Raw genomic sequence first — 14,003 nt, forward strand, 5'->3', positions numbered from 1 at the left:
CCAGCCAACTCGCGATATAGGCGGCATGATCGTCGCGGGGATCGATGGCAAGGCCAAGATCGGCGGCTAAAAAAACGCTCCCAAGTTCGGCACACAATTCTTCCCGCGAATATCCCTCATCGCCCCATGCCTTGCGGCCAAAATCCCGAGCAAGGCGCGACGGGTGGCGGGTCCAGTGGATGCATTCGTGCCCGAGCGTGGTCGCATGTGCCTCGGCCGAAACAAAGGCGTCAAAAACCGGCATGCCGATGAAATCAGCATCGATCCGGTAATACGCCTTGTTTCCACCTTCGCGGATGTCAGCGCCAAGGTTGGCGAAAAAGGCATCCACTTGCGGAATGCGTTCCTTACTCTCCGATCCTTCTGGCGCGGTCGCCTTGGCGTAATACTGCTCTGGCAGGTCATCGATCTGATCGGCGCAAAAAACGCTATATCCTTTCATGAAAGGAATGCGCTTTTCGATCTCCTCGCCGCTTTCTGTCGTCTCCGTGCGCTCGATGGCGTTCGCATAGACGACAAGGGCCGATTTCTCGCCTTTGCGCACTTGCCCGCCAAGCTCCTGCGCCTGCTTGTAGGTCATCCAAAACGGCGAAGAATAGCCGCGCTCGCTGGCTTCCATCCACAAAAGCACGGTATTGATACCGCGATAGGGAACGCCATTATGCCGCAACGGGCGGACCGGCGTTCCGCAAGCGCCCCATGGCTGCATCCATGGGCGAGTACCCTGCTCAAGCTGTTCAATGATCCGGTTGGTGATCCGCTCGTAAACGTCAGCGCGGGGCTGTGTGGTGCTGCTTTTGGACTGTTTGCGCATGGTGTTTTCTCTCCTGATCCGCGAAGCGGTCTTCCTGTCCCGGTGAGGGGCAGGAGCCCCGCTCCTGCTCCCGAGCAGTCGGCGATCCGACCGGAGAGAGGGGGGCAACAGGCAAAACCGGAGGGGGATCACCCGCCCGTAGGGACAGGTTGCGCGGATCCGCGCGGGACGCGCAAAATCCGCGCACCTGGTCCTGCACAAGGGGGAGTTCGCCGGCAACGCCGGCGAGCTCGCCCGCGGAAGGACGGGGAAACCGGTTTTGCCCTGTTGCGGGGGAGAGACCGGCGGCCGATCTCTCCCCCTCTAATTAACAGCGTGAGCCGCTATGCGGCTCGCATCGTCGAGGCCGAAGGACGGGAAAAGGCCAAGGCCGCCGAAGCGGCCTTGGCTGCACCGCATTAGCGGTGCTGGTCCCGATCCCACTCGGTTTTGAACGTCAGGTCTGCCTCGAAGAAGAAGGGCAGTTTCACCGCGATTTTCAGGGCGATACTGCCCCGGCGGAAGAAGTTACTGACGATCTTCGCGAGGAAAGTGCGGAGGCTGCGGCCGGTGGCTTGGAGATATTGGATAAAATTCTTCATGGTGGTAGCTCCTGTGATCTGCGTTATTGCGGAGTTACGCGAACGCCCGGACAGGGGCTTGCACCCGGAGGGGCGCAGCGCAGCGGAGCACCTTTGCGGACATGAATTTTGTTGCGCGAGGAGCGCCGAAGGCGCGGGGAAAATTCTTGGCCGACAAGGTTGCTGGCCCCTGGCCGGGTGGTAGTCTACGCAGCAATGAATAACGCAGCTCACAGGAGCGGGGCATGAAGCACATTGCTCCCTCCAAGCCACCGGCCGTAGCCGGTTTCAACGCGGCAGGATTGGAACATTATTGCGCTGGCCCGACGGCCTCATGCGGTGAAACTGCCCTTCTTCTTCGAGGCTGCGCGCAGCGCGTGGGATCGGGACCTGCGGCGCGATCGCGCCGCACCCAATGGCTTCGCGGCCTTGGCCAGCGACCATATTCCGCGTCAGTCCGATCGTTACCCGAATGGGCCGAAACAGGCTGGCCGCGCGCCCTGTCCGGAACAGGCCGGGATCGGCACGCTTGCGTGACGGTGCTGGCCGTTGTGTAGGCTGGCGCGCGGCCTGACTGGTTCGGTGAGCCGGTGCGCCAGAACCGGCGAATAGAGCGGCGGTGCCGTAAGGCAGACGCCCAATAGACGCCCCTGCTTTTTTCTAATTGTCATGAGGCTGCGGATGGTCATATTCAAAGTTGATGCGGCAATACAACTTATGCTTTCCAAGGGTCGCCGTTCGTGATGTACGTACCGCGATCCGTCATGACGTTAATTACTCCGCTCCATTCGGTTTGCCTGACGAGCGGAATCTAGGACCGAACGGCCCTGCGCCAACGCCTGCGCTGACGAATTTCCCCGCGCCTTCGGCGCTCCTCGCGAAGCAAATTCGCCAGCCTTTCGGCGTCCTCCACGATGTTGCGGCCCTGACGGGTGACGCATGTCCCGTGTTCGTTCCGGTGTTTCCGCATCGGCAACCGAAAAGAGGAGTAATACCGATGACTGACCTCGTGAATTACATCAAGATCGACGGCGACAAGGTCGCAGGTAACATCGCCACCATCACCTTCGATATCGACGTGACCGGCGAGCCCGTGCATAGCGACAACCTTCAAGCTCCGGTCTTCCGCCTCTACGGCAAGTCTCCACGCAATCGCCCGATCGAAGTTGGCGGCATCTGGAAGAAGAAGAACCAGCGAGGCGGCGAATACTACACTCTTTCGGTCAACACCGGTTTCGCGAAGCTGAATGCGAACCTCGGCCGCTATCCGGGACAGGACGACGACACCCTGATGGCGGTCATTCCTTGGGACTGACGCGGAAGCGGGCGGCGCTCAGCGCCGCCCGCCTTTGGCTGCTTATCGCAGCCGCGTCGATCTTCCCCCTTGCATGCGCGGCATAAAGTTGATTCTGCTTTATAAAGCGAAAATGCAAAGAGGAAGCTCTGAATGAGATTGCCGCGACTGCTGTTGAGTATATCCCTCCTGTTCGCCCTCCCCTCGGGCGAAATGTCGGCGCAAGCCGCCGATACGAACTGGCCGATTTGCGGTCGCGGCAAGCGTATCACCTGCATAGTGGACGGCGATACTTTCTGGATGGATCGGGTCAAATACCGTCTTCAGGGCGTGAACGCTCCTGAAGCTGGCGATGGCGCGCGCTGCGCCAAAGAGCGGAACATGGCAGACGCTGCCACAGTGCGGCTCCAGGAGCTCATGCAAAGACCGGGGCTGACGTTTCAGCGCCGGGGCAATGACCGCTATGGGCGCGTGCTTGTGACTGTCCGGACCGCCGACGGCGAAGAGGTCGCGGCGCTGATGGTCAAGAGCGGACACGGGCGAACCTATTACGGCGGATATCACGATCCTATGGAGTGGTGCCGTTATTGAATGCACCAGTGCTCGGCTTGTGCAAGTGGTGGGTCCTCGCCATGCTCGCGGGCCTTACCCGCTGCGCGTGGCTCCGGTCCCGGCCCGAAGGCCGCCCTTGCACAAGCCTGCGCGCCGGCGCGGTGCTGAAAGCATCGGGACGAGGGGCATCGCCCCTCGCCCGCTGGCGAGGAAGTTCGATCCGCCTCCGGCGCGGATCGAACAAGGGGCATGAGAAAACTGGCGGAACGCCAAGCACCCGGGCAGGTTCGATACCTGGCCGGGCGCTAATGGGTTTTTGGGGGAGCTGGACGCGCCGGAGAGGAGCGCGACCAGCTAACGGCTTATTCAGCCGCTTCGGGGAACTGTTGCTCGGCTTCGACCTCGGTCATGGGAATGCGAACCGGTTCGGGAAGCCAGCCGGTGTTTGCAACCATCCGCTCGGCAATGGCAACGGCCTCGGCCTTCTTGCCTGCTGCTCGGATAGCCGTCGCGGCTTCTTCCCCTTTCACCTCGGCAACCACAGCCTCGATGCTCTTTTTGTTGAGGTGGGAAAGATAGGCATCGCCGGTCGGTTCAAACCAGTTGCGCATATCGACATTGAGGGCGCGGCCTATTTCGTTGGCATGAGCAAGAGCCTTGTCGCGTCCATGAAATTTTGCTTCCACGGCATTGAGGCTATGAGAGGCGGCGAAGGCCAGCAAGACCAGCAACTGGTCGCGAGGCTGATCAAGGCACCATTCCCATAGATCGGCTGGATTGCCGGGGATATGATCGCCATAGCGTTCCTTCAACTCCTGAAACGCAATCCCGGCCTTGCTGTTTTCGGGCTGCTTCATGGACCCTTCCAAGGGCTGATAGGTCAACTTGATTTCCAAGGCGGTGTGTTCACTCGCATAGCGGTAGACCGCGCTCAAAAGCAGGGCATGAACCACGGCTGCGAGGGCTATATCGGGATTGTCGGCCAGTTCCACGCGAAGGGCAGCGGTCTTCTGCGCTGTCAGGTCCTCGACCAATGCCGCCGAATGGGTCAGCTTGATCGGCACCGCCTCGCTTTCTCTGCTACCCTCATTCTCGCCGCTGCGCTGGCCTTCCTCCTGCTCCTGCTGTTCATCCTCATCGTTGACAAGGCCACGATGCACGGTTGCCCGCCCGTAGTAGTCGAGGCAAACGATCGCCCCGGCGCGCGCCAAATCCTCCGCCTTATAGGCTTCCTGCCGGTCCTTGAGGCTGTCCATTTCCTTTTCGATGGCTTCAAGCTTCGGTTCGGCGTCCTCGTCGGCGTCTCCTGCCTCGATCAATTCGGCAAGGCTGTCATATTCCTCGGCAAGCTGATCAAGCCGCTCCTGATCTTCTGCGCTAATATCTACAGGCTCCGGATAGACGCGGCTCATGCTGTAAATGTCGTCCGGCTGTGCGGAATGAACTTCAACCCATTTCCAGCCCTCAGCCTTGACGCCTTCGGCTTCGGTTTCGAGCTTTTCGAGCACCAGCCTTTCGACTAGGCCGGAATCGGTGGCATAGCCGCCGCTCTCACCGTCGAACAGATCGCGGCGAACGGTCCCGCCAGCCGCTTCAATGGCATCCAAGCCGCCAATGAAACGGATACGCTTGTCGGAAGCCGGGATTTCCTCGGAAGCCAGCATGCGCTTGATGGTGTGGGCATAACGGTTGTAACTGGCGAGGCTATTCCAAACCTGCTCCTGCCGTTCGTGGTCATCCGTGATGGTGAAGGCTGCAAGCTCGTCATAGCTCATCTCACCATTGCGGAAGAGATCGAACAGGACCGGCGACACGCGAGCCAGCGCCATGCGGCGCTTCACGTTTAGCTCCGTGGTCCCGAAACGTACTGCAATTTCGGCAGGGCTTTTCCCCTCGTCGGCCAAGGTCTTGAAGGCCATGAATTCGTCGGCGGGATGCATCCCCTTTCTGACGAAATTCTCGGCAAGGCTGATTTCGGTCGCGTCTTCGCCATCCCACAGGCCGCAATCGACGCCATGGGTTTTTCCGATTTCGCCCTGCTCTGCAAGCAGATTGAGGCCAGCCAGACGCAAACCGCCAGCGGTGACGAAATAGCGGCCCTTCTTTTCGCCCGGACGAATGACAAGGTTATGGATCAGCCGGAAATTACGCGCCTTTATGGAAGCGGCCATTTCCGCGATTTCTGCCGCCTCGTAGGTCTGGCGCACGTTCCGGGGGTCGTGGTCGAGCTTGTTGAGCGGCACTGTGATGTTGTTGGTATCGGTCATGATGTTATCTCCTATTTCCCTTTTCCCGCGAAGCGGTCTTCCTGTCCCGTAAGGGGCAGGAGCCCCGCTCCTGCTCCCGAGCAGTCGGCGATCCGACCGGCGAGAGAGGGGGGCAATGGTGAAAACCGGAGGGGGATCACCCACCCGAAGGGACAGGTGGCGAGGATCCGCGCGGACACGCGCAAAATCCGCACACCTGGTCCTGCACAAGGGCGAGTTCGCCGGCATCGCCGGCGAGCTCGCCCGCGGAAGGATGGGGAGACCGGTTTTCGCCATTGCGGGGGAGAGACGGCCGCACGGTCTTTCCCCCTGAAGGGGATCAACACGCTTGCGAAGCAAGCTCCGCTATTATCGCGTTGAGACAAATCGCTTCTTCGAGCGTTAGGGCGGCATGGGGCTCCGTGGGCATTTCTACAATAATACACGCTAAGGGAATTTGAAGTTGTTTGGATTGAAGCGGTTAGCTCGGATTGGCCTGAAGCGTTCGAGGGGTCGGTCAATTTCGTTCCAGAGGTAGTCGCCGGTCAGCGCGATATGCGCCCATGGCAAGGGGGCGACCTGGGAAAGCAGCTCGTCCGGAATGATGATGCCCTGGCTGCGGATATAGTCGACGGCGCGACTGAGATAGACGGTGTTCCACAGGATGATGGCATTGACGACGAGGTTGAGACCGGACGCGCGGTAAGCCATAGTTTCGGCGACGCGGTTGCGCAATTCACCGAGCTGGTGGAGAAAGATGGCGCGTGCAAGAGCGTGACGGCTTTCGCCCTTGTTGAGGATTGCATGAGATCTACGGCGCAGTTTCGTATCGAGCAGCCAGTCGCAGATGAAGATCGAGCGCTCGATCCGGCCCATTTCGCGCAGGGCCTGGTTCAGCCGGTTTTGTCGCGGCGACGCTGCCAGCTTTTTGAGGATCACGGAAGGCGGGACCAGTCCTGCAGCGATCGATGCCTTCAGCCGCAACACTTCATCCCAGTGCTGCTCAACGACATCCATGTTGACGGATCCCGCGATCAGCGCATCGAGCGGTTCGTAAGCCGCATAGCGATCGATGACGAAGAGCCTGCGATTGCCGAGATTTCGGATACGGGGAATGAGCCTGTAGCCGAAGGCATGGAACATGGAGAACGTCGTTTCGGTCGCGCCGGCTGTATCGGTTGCGTGCTCATGGATTTCGACGGAGCTTTCGTTGTGAAGAAGGCCGTCGAGCACGTAGGGTGCTTCGCCCTCGGATGCCTGGATCATGCGGGAGAAGAAGGAAGCAAAACGGTTGGACAGGAAGCCGTAGATCGACGCACCCGGTCGTTTGCCATATTTTGCATTGTAGTCGAGGCTGGCTTCGCCGCGGCCGCCTGCCGGAAAGAACTGGCCATCGGAGGACGAGATATGGCCGTCACCCCAGATTGCCGCAAAGGGATGGGCCTGCTGCGCATCAACCAGTACGGCGGTCGCCGTGGCATAGGTTTCCGACCGCAGATGCCGGTCCACCATCAGCATCATCTGGTGGATCGTGACGCCGCGTGAGCTTTCCGCCATCCGTTCGGCTCCGGCATTGGTGGCGTCGGCAAGGATCGCAGCCATCAGCGCCGCCTCGTCGTTCGCCGTCTCACCGGTCCGATAATGCGTGAAGCTGTCGAGGAACCTCGTCCAGCTTTGCACCTCGGCAAGCAGGCTGGTGATCCTGATCCGTGGCACCAGAACATAAAGTCGGCGGCTGAGCGTAAGAATCCTGTCGCGTTCCTCCTCGCGGATGGGCGAGATCGACAGCCCCTTGTCGGAAATCGCCGCATCCGGAATGGCATTGGCTGCGGCCGCCTTTGCCAGCTGTTTCAGCTTCGCATCGAGCGTGGCGGTCCGTTCTGCTCGCCATTCGGCAAAGCTGTCTGGGAGTGCGAGCCCGAGCCGCCCCTCGGCGCGCATCAGGTCGAAGATCGGCCGAGGCAGAAGATAATCTTCGAAACTGCGCCATGCCCGGCTGCCTTCGACCCAGATGTCACCGGCCCGCAGACGGTCTCGCAGGTGAACGAGTACCGCCACTTCCCAGGCGCGCAGGTCGATATCGGTACCGTTCGGGCGCACGCGGCGTCGCCATTTGCGGGTCAGGAAGGCGAGCGGCAAATGTGCCGGCAATTTCCGGCCACCATAGAGAGCGCGCAGATGGTCCACCGCCGCAAGGATCGGATCATCAGCACGAAACGAGCGGAACGAGAACGTGCGGAATATCAGTCTGCCCAGCTTGCGCAACGATTTGTGCCGTTCAATGAGCTCGTCGAATTCGTCACTGCGATCAGGATGGACAACAGACTTGGCTGCCGCCATGCTGGCGATCAATCCGTCCCAGCCGAGGGAGGCCGCGATCGCGAATTCAAGATCGGTCTTGCCCTCTCGGGCGGCCAAAAGCGCCTCGCCGAGCTTGAGATGATCGAGCGCCACCCCATCAAGAACCTCGGCCTCTTTCAGCCGGCGTTCCGTGCGGCTGATCTCGGCCTTGCGGCGGTTGCTGCCAATCATTTTGCAGAATATGTCGATCGTCAGGTCGGTAATTGCGGCCTGCCTCTCGATGACGAAGGCAGCCAGCGTGGCGTGACGACGTTCGGATGTCAGGCGTCTTATCTCGCGGGCATGCAGAATGCGTGCATCCCTGGCGATGATGCCGTAGCGATTGGCATGGATCGTCTTGCGACGGTCGTCAGGAATGGCGGTCGAGCGCAATACCTCTAGGCGGGCGATCAAGCCTTTGAGGTTCTTCAGCTTCGCCCCTTCAGGTGCTTCCGCAATCCAGCCAAGGTGGCTCCGATCGCCGGCCCGCTCAGCGAGAAGCTGATCAAGCGCCTCGATCGAGGGCTGCTCCAGATCCCGGATCAATTCGCGATAGGCTTGTCGACGCGCCGCTGCCCGGCCGGCCAGTGCCAGACGGATCAGTAGCTCCGGCATAGGAACGAGCAACTTTCGTTCCTTCAAGGCTTCGATCACGGCCTTGGCGATCGGCGCACCTTGTTCAGTGGCCGCCGCCTCGCGTGCCGCCGCCGTAATCAATTCACGATAATCACTCGTCCGGACAGGTTGAAGCTCCAGCGCAGAGACGATCTCGCGCGCATGCTCCCGGCGCGTTTCCTCGCGCTGGGCATATAGCCCGAACACCGCAGGATCGACGCCAAGCTGCTCGGCGACAACCGAGACAACTGCTTGAGGTGGAACTTCACCTGTCCGCAGCAGACGGCCCAGATCACGCACCAGTGCGACCTGGATCGCGAAGCCAAGCCGATTATGCGACCGGCGATGTTGCCTGGCGAAGGCAATATCCTCGCAACTCAGGGCATAGCGCGCCTGGGCATCTTCATAAGCTTCGGGTGGTTCGAATAAAACGGCACGCGATTGCGCATCGAGAAACGCCATCAGCCACGTTCACTCGTCAAACCACGAGTTCGGGGGGCCGATCTTGCCGGGACCTGTCCATCCTGTCCGCTTCAACGTGTCGATCAACGTCGAGCGTGCCACCTTGAACGTCCGGCAGACGGATGCCTTGCTGGCGCCAGCTTCCAAGGCAGCCAGAACCTGCTCGACCTTTTCCGCATCGATCGACGGAGGTCTCCCGCCTTTCCGGCCGCGTCGGCGAGCGGCGGCCAGGCCGGCATTGACCCGCTCCGTGATCAGCACTCTCTCATATTCGGCAAGCGAGCCGAAAAGATTGAACAGGAACGCGCCGTGCGAATTCGTGGTGTCGATCGCCTCCGTCAGAGAGCGGAAGGCGACACCACGTTTCTTCAAATCCTCGACGATGCGGATCAAATGGGAGAGTGACCGGCCTAACCGATCTATCTTCCAGACGACCAGGACATCACCTTCGCGCAATTCGCCGAGGCAGGCCTTCAGGCCTGGTCGATCATCACGCGCTCCGGAAGCGCGATCCTGATGAAGATGGCGCTCATCGACCCCGGCCGCGAGTAGGGCATCCCGCTGCAAGGCTACCGACTGGCGCTCGTCACTACTCGATACCCGCATGTAACCGATCAACATGTACGGTAAACCTCAAATCAGGAGTTGCCGCACAGTCTCACATTCCGACAGGGTTTGTCGCGCAAAAAATCGCCCTATTGTGTGACCAACTTTGTCACGCGACAGCGGTGAACGGAAATCATGTGTTTCCCGTCACATGCAAAAGGCCCTTAGCGTGTATTATTGCAGAAATGACCACGGAGCCCCTTGATCGATACGACCATCTCATCGAGATGCCATTTGTCTGCGAAGTTGCCGATCGACCGCCGCTTGAGTTGGTGGGCGAATTTCAGGCCAAACTTAGTCGTCCATTCTGAGACGGTCTGAAACGAGACGGCAATGCCGCGCTCGGCAAGCAGGTCTTCGATATCGCGCAGGCTCAGCGGGAACCGGTAATAGAGCCATACCGCATGCGCGATGATCTCGGCTGGAAAGCGGTGGCGTTTGTATCGGGCGGACGCATCGTCAGTCATGCCGATAGACTATTGCCTCGATCCGCACCAGCCGGTTAAGGCGACGCCTCCCTGCCGCACTCAAGCAGCACGGCGGAGCCGATTCGCCAGTACGCGCTGGGCGTCCCCGTGCCGCTTCTTCAACTACAGTACTGTCGAGATCGGCAATAGCGCCACCGAACAGGCGATCCGGCCAATCGCATTCGGCTCTAAGGACCGGTTGTTTGCTGAAGCGGACAAGGGCGTCGCTCTCGTCGCTCATCGAAACCGCGAAGCTCAACGGCTATTGCCGTAGTACATCGCCCAGCACCCTCACCGGACGTTTACCAGGCACTCTGGTGTCGGCTTCCCCTCGTATCTCTGACGCCTCCGTGATCGACGTGAAAGAAGGAATCACAGTCGATTCATGGGGCACAAAGACTATGAACGATGTAGGTAATTGAGGGTTTGGGCGGTCGGATGCATTAGTGCGATAGTATTTTCGAAAGAAACATTTGCGCTCGCTCACTTCGAGGAGTGCCGAAAAAGTCACTCTTCGTCGCATCTTCGACAATTTCGCCCTTGTCCATAAAAATTACGCGGTCTGCTACCTTCTTCGCAAACCCCATTTCGTGCGTGACAACCATCATGGTCATCCCTTCCTGCGCGAGTTCGACCATAACGTCGAGCACTTCGTTGATCATCTCAGGATCGAGTGCTGAGGTGGGTTCATCGAAAAGCATGCAAATCGGGTCCATGACAAGCGCACGCGCAATCGCCACGCGCTGCTGCTGGCCTCCCGAAAGCTGGCCAGGGAATTTTTCCGCGTGCGCCTTCAGCCCAACTCGATCAAGGAGTTTCATAGCCTTTGCCATCGCCTCATCGCGGCGCCGGCCAAGTACCTTCATCTGACCCAGGCAGAGATTCTCATAAATTCGGAGGTGGGGAAAAAGTTCGAAATGTTGGAAAACCATACCCACCCGGGAGCGAAGCTTCGTAAGATTCGTCTTCTTGTCAGTAACTTCAACCCCGTCGAGAACAATTCTCCCCTCTTGGATGGGCTCCAAGGCATTAACGCATTTAATGAGCGTTGATTTCCCGGACCCGGATGGACCGCAAATCACGACAACTTCGCCCTTGTTGACGTTTGTCGAACAATCCGTCAGCACGCGAAAAGACTGCCCGTACCATTTGCTAACATGGCTGAGTTCGATCATGGCTGCTCCTTCGAGCGGACGCGAGGTGTTGGGGGACACTTGGGATTGGATCGTAGCAGACATTTGATCACCGTATGATTGCTGTGCGCGCTTCGAGGCGCTTGACCAGGAAGGAGGCGGCGAATGAGATCACGAAGTATATGATCGCCGCGAAGAGATACATTTCCACAAGGCGACCATCGCGCTGTGCGACTTTAGAAGCAGCACCGAGGAAGTCTGTCAGCGAAACGACATATACGAGAGATGTATCTTGAAAGAGGATGATCGTTTGCGTCAACATGACCGGCAGCATATTGCGGAATGCCTGCGGCAGAACGATATAGCCCATCACCTGTGAGTAGTTTAACCCTATTGCATACCCGGCGCCGGTCTGTCCGCGAGGGATCGACTGGATTCCGGCTCGCATGATTTCTGAGAAGTATGCTGCCTCGAAAAGGGTGAACGTGATGAGTGCCGACGCAAATGCGCCCACGGCGATCGGCTGGCTCGCTCCGATGAGCCAGGCCCCAATATAGGGGACGAGGAAGTAGAACCAGAAAATTACAAGTACGAGCGGAAGAGACCGCATCAGGTTCACGTACCCGCCGGCGAGTGTCGACAAGGCTTTGATCGAGCTAAGCCGCATGAGTGCTAGGAGGGTTCCAAGCACGATCCCCCCGATGGTGGCGAGCGCGGTCAGTAGCAGCGTGAAACGCATGCCATCCCAGAATAGATAGGGAAGAGAACGGGCGATGACGTCGAAGTCAAAACTATAGAACATCGTTAACGCCCCGCAGTATAGCCAGGTACAGCAACCCGGTGTTCAAGGTAGCGCATCCCGATCGTTACCAGGATGTTGACAGTGAGATAAAGGACAGTCGCGACGGTGAACGCCTCGAATATCTGAAAGGTGAATTCCTGCATGGCTCGGGCGCGGGCAGTGAGTTCTACCAGTCCGATCGTGAGTGCCACCGACGTATTCTTGATCGTGTTCAGGAACTCAGACGTCAGTGGAGGCACGATGATCCGAAATGCCATTGGCAGCAGAACATATCGATAGGTTTGCGGTGTCGTAAGCCCGATTGCGGCACCCGCCAGCTTCTGACCACGGGGCAGTGAGCTGATGCCCGCACGGAGCTGTTCCGCGACTCGTGCCGACATATAAAAGCCGAGCCCCAAGACCGTCGTCCAGAACGCCGAATTTGGCAACGCTTTCAACCAGTTGCCCATGCTTTGCGGTAGCAGTTCAGGCAACACGAAATACCAAAGGAAAAGCTGTACAAGGAAAGGAATGTTGCGAAACAATTCCACATATGCGCTCGCAATCCTTTGGGCAGGCCCGGACGGCATCGTCCGCATCACCCCGACGACAAGACCCAGTGACAGCGCAAGAAGCCATGCACCTACTGCGGTGACTAGCGTTACTTGCAGACCCCGCAACAGCATTTCCAAGTAACTACCCGACCCATCCAGCGATTGCTGGAAGAGAATTCCCCAGTTCCAGTTATAGTTCATAGAGCCCTCCGTACGCTCCAAGCCTCATGGCGACGTTCTTTCGCCATGAGGCAGTTGTTGGAATTATTGCAGGTAGGAGGCCGGGTCGGCGGAGTCGGAAGGGTTCTCGAACGCGCGCTTCAATGCCGGGTCAAGCGGGACGTTCAGGTTAAGCCCGCGGGGCGGGATGGCCTGGTTGAACCACTTGTTGTAGATATCCAGCATCTCCGGGCTCTTGTAGAGCGCGGCGGTCGCGTCATCTACGAGTTCCTTGAACTCCGCATCGTCGCGACGGAGCATGATTGCATAGGGTAGGGGATTGGAAAATGCCTTCTGCGAGATTGCATAGCCGGACGGATCGCGCGACCCGGCAACGAGCGAGGCCAGCAGAATGTCGTCTATCACGAATGCTGCCGCACGACCCGTTTCGACCATAAGGAACGCTTCCGCATGGTCGTTTGCGGCAATGATGTTCATGCCGAGTTGCTGCGCCGTATTCACTTCGTTCAGCCATTGGATATTGACCGTTCCGGATATCGACACGACTGACTGGCCTTTGAGGTCGGCAATCGAGCTGAGATTGCTCGATTTCTTGGCAACGAACCTGTTTGCAGTCAGAAAGTATGTATTGCTGAACGCCACCTGCTTCTGGCGCTCTGCAGTATTGATGGTTGAGCCGCACTCGAGATCAACGGTCCCGTTTGCTGTCAACGGGATGCGCGTTGCCGGAGTAACGGGGTTAAATCGCACCTCAAGCTTATCAAGCTTGAGCCGCTCTTTGACGGCGTCGACGACCTTCAGGCAGATATCAACAGCATAACCGACCGGCTGCTGCTTGTCGTCGAGATATGAGAAGGGCATGGACGAGTCGCGGTAGCCGACCGTGATCACTCCTGTGTCCTTGATCTTTTTCAGCGTTCCGGTGAGATCATCTGCCGACGCACCACCACACATTGCTGTCATGACGACTGCAAAAGCACAAAGTTTCTTCAACATCGTATTCCTCCCGAGGTTGCAATTAGAAAGAGATAGCTGGCTGCTGGTTTCTTGGTCGCGTTGCAGACCCATGTGGCGGATGTTCAATATCCAATTGGTACGTTGCCTTGCGACTGCTCCCAAACAGAAAAGGCACCGGCCACGACACACCGCCTCACAACACGGTCAGTCGCATGTGACGTTCACGCAAACCATTTTGACCGTCGCTGCCTCTTCCTAGAGGGTATAATAAATGCGATAGGTGACTGCCGGTCAAATGCATTATAGCGGCCGATCTATGTGCAAATATTATATGATGGAGAAGATTATGCTGAAGCATAGGCAGGTGGAGGCGTTCCGCGCGGTCATCATCAGCGGTTCAGTGTCGACTGCGGCGGACATTCTCGGAATCACTCAACCTGCG

At 58.6% G+C, this 14,003-nt stretch carries 14 protein-coding genes and 2 pseudogenes; 4 read left to right on the top strand and 12 right to left on the bottom strand.

The annotated features are described in order from the left end of the window. Positions 1-7: 7 nt before the first annotated feature. The 4 genes and pseudogenes from MKS82_RS29390 to MKS82_RS29405 form a co-directional block, all read right to left on the bottom strand. Positions 8-814 (bottom strand): annotated as a pseudogene (locus tag MKS82_RS29390) (ArdC family protein); the annotation flags it as partial. A gap of 398 nt (positions 815-1,212) precedes the next feature. Continuing rightward, on the bottom strand, positions 1,213-1,395 hold the full coding sequence (locus MKS82_RS29395; protein ID WP_240579694.1) for a hypothetical protein: 183 nt from the start codon (positions 1,393-1,395) through the stop codon (positions 1,213-1,215). A gap of 267 nt (positions 1,396-1,662) precedes the next feature. Continuing rightward, complete coding sequence (locus MKS82_RS29400) at positions 1,663-1,818, bottom strand: hypothetical protein (RefSeq protein ID WP_240579695.1); 156 nt, start codon at positions 1,816-1,818, stop codon at positions 1,663-1,665. A 20-nt stretch (positions 1,819-1,838) separates the two neighbouring features. Then, positions 1,839-2,015, bottom strand: coding sequence for a hypothetical protein (locus MKS82_RS29405; protein WP_226622916.1), 177 nt, complete (start codon positions 2,013-2,015; stop codon positions 1,839-1,841). Positions 2,016-2,371: 356 nt separating this feature from the next. On the opposite strand from MKS82_RS29405, the gene MKS82_RS29410 reads away from it, so the two are divergent. After that, positions 2,372-2,689, top strand: a complete 318-nt coding sequence (locus MKS82_RS29410; RefSeq protein WP_113439530.1) for a DUF736 family protein — start codon at positions 2,372-2,374, stop codon at positions 2,687-2,689. Between the two features lie 132 nt (positions 2,690-2,821). After that, positions 2,822-3,259 carry a thermonuclease family protein gene (locus MKS82_RS29415; protein WP_240579696.1) on the top strand — a complete coding sequence of 146 codons (438 nt, stop codon included), beginning with the start codon at positions 2,822-2,824 and terminating at the stop codon, positions 3,257-3,259. 323 nt (positions 3,260-3,582) lie between these two features. On the opposite strand, the gene MKS82_RS29420 is transcribed toward MKS82_RS29415, so the two are convergent. The 4 genes and pseudogenes from MKS82_RS29420 to MKS82_RS29435 all read right to left on the bottom strand — a co-directional run. Next, the gene (locus tag MKS82_RS29420) at positions 3,583-5,487 is read right to left on the bottom strand and encodes a ParB/RepB/Spo0J family partition protein (RefSeq protein ID WP_240579697.1); all 1,905 of its coding nucleotides are present in this window, start codon (positions 5,485-5,487) and stop codon (positions 3,583-3,585) included. 426 nt (positions 5,488-5,913) lie between these two features. Continuing rightward, positions 5,914-8,883 carry a Tn3 family transposase gene (locus tag MKS82_RS29425; RefSeq protein ID WP_035228724.1) on the bottom strand — a complete coding sequence of 990 codons (2,970 nt, stop codon included), beginning with the start codon at positions 8,881-8,883 and terminating at the stop codon, positions 5,914-5,916. Positions 8,884-8,892: 9 nt separating this feature from the next. Then, complete coding sequence (locus tag MKS82_RS29430) at positions 8,893-9,504, bottom strand: recombinase family protein (protein ID WP_160788233.1); 612 nt, start codon at positions 9,502-9,504, stop codon at positions 8,893-8,895. A 182-nt stretch (positions 9,505-9,686) separates the two neighbouring features. Beyond that, positions 9,687-9,956, bottom strand: a pseudogene (locus tag MKS82_RS29435) (IS6 family transposase); the annotation flags it as partial. Between MKS82_RS29435 and MKS82_RS29440 the strand changes: the two are divergent. Beyond that, positions 9,955-10,230 (top strand): IS66 family transposase, encoded by a 276-nt coding sequence (locus MKS82_RS29440; protein WP_164615135.1) that lies wholly within the window; start codon positions 9,955-9,957, stop codon positions 10,228-10,230. The pseudogene MKS82_RS29435 and the gene MKS82_RS29440 overlap by 2 nt on opposite strands. 169 nt (positions 10,231-10,399) lie before the next feature. Here MKS82_RS29440 and MKS82_RS29445 read toward each other — a convergent pair whose 3' ends face one another. The 4 genes from MKS82_RS29445 to MKS82_RS29460 form a co-directional block, all read right to left on the bottom strand. Continuing rightward, positions 10,400-11,131 (bottom strand): amino acid ABC transporter ATP-binding protein, encoded by a 732-nt coding sequence (locus MKS82_RS29445; RefSeq protein ID WP_041544187.1) that lies wholly within the window; start codon positions 11,129-11,131, stop codon positions 10,400-10,402. A 67-nt stretch (positions 11,132-11,198) separates the two neighbouring features. Beyond that, the gene (locus MKS82_RS29450; RefSeq protein ID WP_240579698.1) at positions 11,199-11,891 is read right to left on the bottom strand and encodes an amino acid ABC transporter permease; all 693 of its coding nucleotides are present in this window, start codon (positions 11,889-11,891) and stop codon (positions 11,199-11,201) included. A 2-nt stretch (positions 11,892-11,893) separates the two neighbouring features. Then, entirely contained in the window at positions 11,894-12,625 is a 732-nt protein-coding gene (locus MKS82_RS29455) for an amino acid ABC transporter permease (protein ID WP_240579699.1), read from the bottom strand. Between the two features lie 63 nt (positions 12,626-12,688). After that, positions 12,689-13,567: an amino acid ABC transporter substrate-binding protein gene (locus MKS82_RS29460; protein WP_240579701.1), complete on the bottom strand. Its 879-nt coding sequence runs from the start codon at positions 13,565-13,567 to the stop codon at positions 12,689-12,691. A gap of 340 nt (positions 13,568-13,907) precedes the next feature. Here MKS82_RS29460 and MKS82_RS29465 point away from each other — a divergent pair. Continuing rightward, positions 13,908-14,003, top strand: a 96-nt coding sequence (locus MKS82_RS29465; protein ID WP_240579702.1) for a LysR family transcriptional regulator, incomplete at its 3' end; no start/stop codon positions are given.

The sequence above is a fragment of the Ochrobactrum sp. A-1 genome (assembly GCF_022488005.1).
Lineage (GTDB): Bacteria > Pseudomonadota > Alphaproteobacteria > Rhizobiales > Rhizobiaceae > Brucella.